General features: G+C 68.2%; 1 protein-coding gene. It reads left to right on the forward strand.

All coding sequences use genetic code 11. From position 1 onward, the window contains the following. Positions 1-305: 305 nt before the first annotated feature. A partial coding sequence (locus tag SJH88_RS18995) for a methyl-accepting chemotaxis protein (protein ID WP_274755375.1) occupies positions 306-1,930 on the forward strand: 1,625 nt, incomplete at its 3' end.

Consider the following 1,930-nt stretch of genomic DNA (forward strand, 5'->3'; position numbering starts at 1 on the left):
AGCGCTGCGGCCCCAGGCCGCGCCCTTGCCCTTGCCCTTGCCGGGCGCCGCGGCGAAGGCCGGTGGCCATGCGCCGAACCAGCCGGCTTCGGCCGACGCGGGGGCGTGGGAGGACTTCTAGCCCGGGGCGCTGCGGCTTTATCCGATCAGGGTTTGCCAGGGACTGCCCGTTCACAGGGCAGTGAAAAAATCAAACACCCTCCAGGGGCCAGGCCCCGGGGGGTGTTTGCACATGGGAGGCAGACCGACCCCGCCACGGGGCCGGTCCGCAGACAACAACAAGGAATGGAGAGAGGGGCATCATCATGCGTTTGAACAATTTGCCTGTGGCCGTGAAGCTGTGGGGGGTGGTATTGGGGTCCATGGGGGCCATGCTGACGCTGGCATTCAGCCTGTTGGTGTTCGCCGAGCGCACCGCCGAGCAGGTGAACGCCAAGACCCAGGCGGCGGATGTGCGCATCGCCACCACCATGCGCTGGAAGGCGCTGACCGAACTGTCGGTGGAGCGGGTGGTGGTCAGCGCCATGTCGTCGGAGTCGGTGCTGGTGCAGGAAATGAAAGCGCTCAGCGCCCAGGGCATTGCGCGCATCAGCGAATTGCAGAAAGAGGTCGAGGCCCAGGCCGATTCGGAGCAGGAAAAAGCCCAGTTGGCCGTGGTGGCTGGCAACCGCGCCAAGGCGCTGGAAGCCGTGGCCAAGATCAACCGTTCGCGCGAAGAGGGCGATGTGCTGCAGGCGATGGAGCTGGCCGTCCAGGCGCTGCGCCCCGCGGCCGCGGTGTACGTCAAATCCCAGGATGATCTGGTGCAGCTGCAGGAGCAGATGCGCCACCAGGTGCGCGAGCAGGCCCTGCAGGAGCGCCAGCGCACCTACTGGGTGGTGGGTGCGGCCAGCCTGGTGCTGGTGCTGGTGGGCGTGGCCCTGGCCGGCATGATCGTGCGCTCCATCACGCGGCCGCTGGGCCGTGCCGTGCATCTGGCGGACACGATTGCCGCCGGCGATCTGACCGTGGACGTGCACGACGAGCGCAAGGACGAACTGGGCCACCTGCTGCGCAGCCTGAGCGCCATGACGCAGAAGCTGCGGACCGTGGTGGGCGAGGTGCGCAATGGCGTGGATTCCGTCTCTTCGGCCGCCAGCCAGATTGCCACCGGTAACCAGGACCTGTCGGCCCGCACCGAGCAGACGGCCGCCAACCTGGAGGAAACCGCCGCCAGCATCGAGGAGCTGACCGCCACCGTGACCCAGTCGGCCGACACCGCCCGCCAGGCCAACCAACTGGCTTCCACCGCCGTGCAGGCCGCCGAGCGTGGCGGCGAGGTGGTGCAGCAGGTGGTGCACAGCATGGAGCAGATCAATGCCTCCAGCCGCAAGATCAGCGACATCATCGGCGTGATCGATGGCATCGCCTTCCAGACCAACATCCTGGCGCTGAACGCGGCGGTGGAAGCGGCGCGTGCCGGTGAGCAGGGCCGCGGCTTTGCCGTGGTGGCCGGCGAAGTGCGTTCCCTGGCTGGCCGCAGCGCCGAGGCGGCCAAGGAGATCAAGCAGCTGATCAGCGCCAGCGTGGACAATGTCGATACCGGTTCGGCCCAGGTGGCACAGGCTGGCGAGAGCATGCAGGAGATCGTGGCCAGCGTGCGCCGCGTGACGGATTTGATCGGTGAGATCACGGCCTCGGCCACCGAGCAGCGCGATGGCATCGGCCAGGTCAACCAGGCGGTCAGCAACCTGGACCAGATGACGCAGCAGAACGCCGCCCTGGTCGAAGAATCCAGCGCCGCGGCACTGGCCATGAACGATCAGGCGCAGCGCCTGGCCGATGTGGTGGCGGTGTTCAACGTCGGCACGGGCACCACGGCGCCGCGCGCCGTGCCGCAGCCGTCTGCGTCGGCCATGAAGGCCCCGTGCCGGTGGTCGCCGAAGGCGCG

The sequence above is a fragment of the Comamonas sp. GCA5 genome (assembly GCF_036541385.1).
Taxonomy (GTDB): domain Bacteria; phylum Pseudomonadota; class Gammaproteobacteria; order Burkholderiales; family Burkholderiaceae_C; genus Comamonas; species Comamonas aquatica.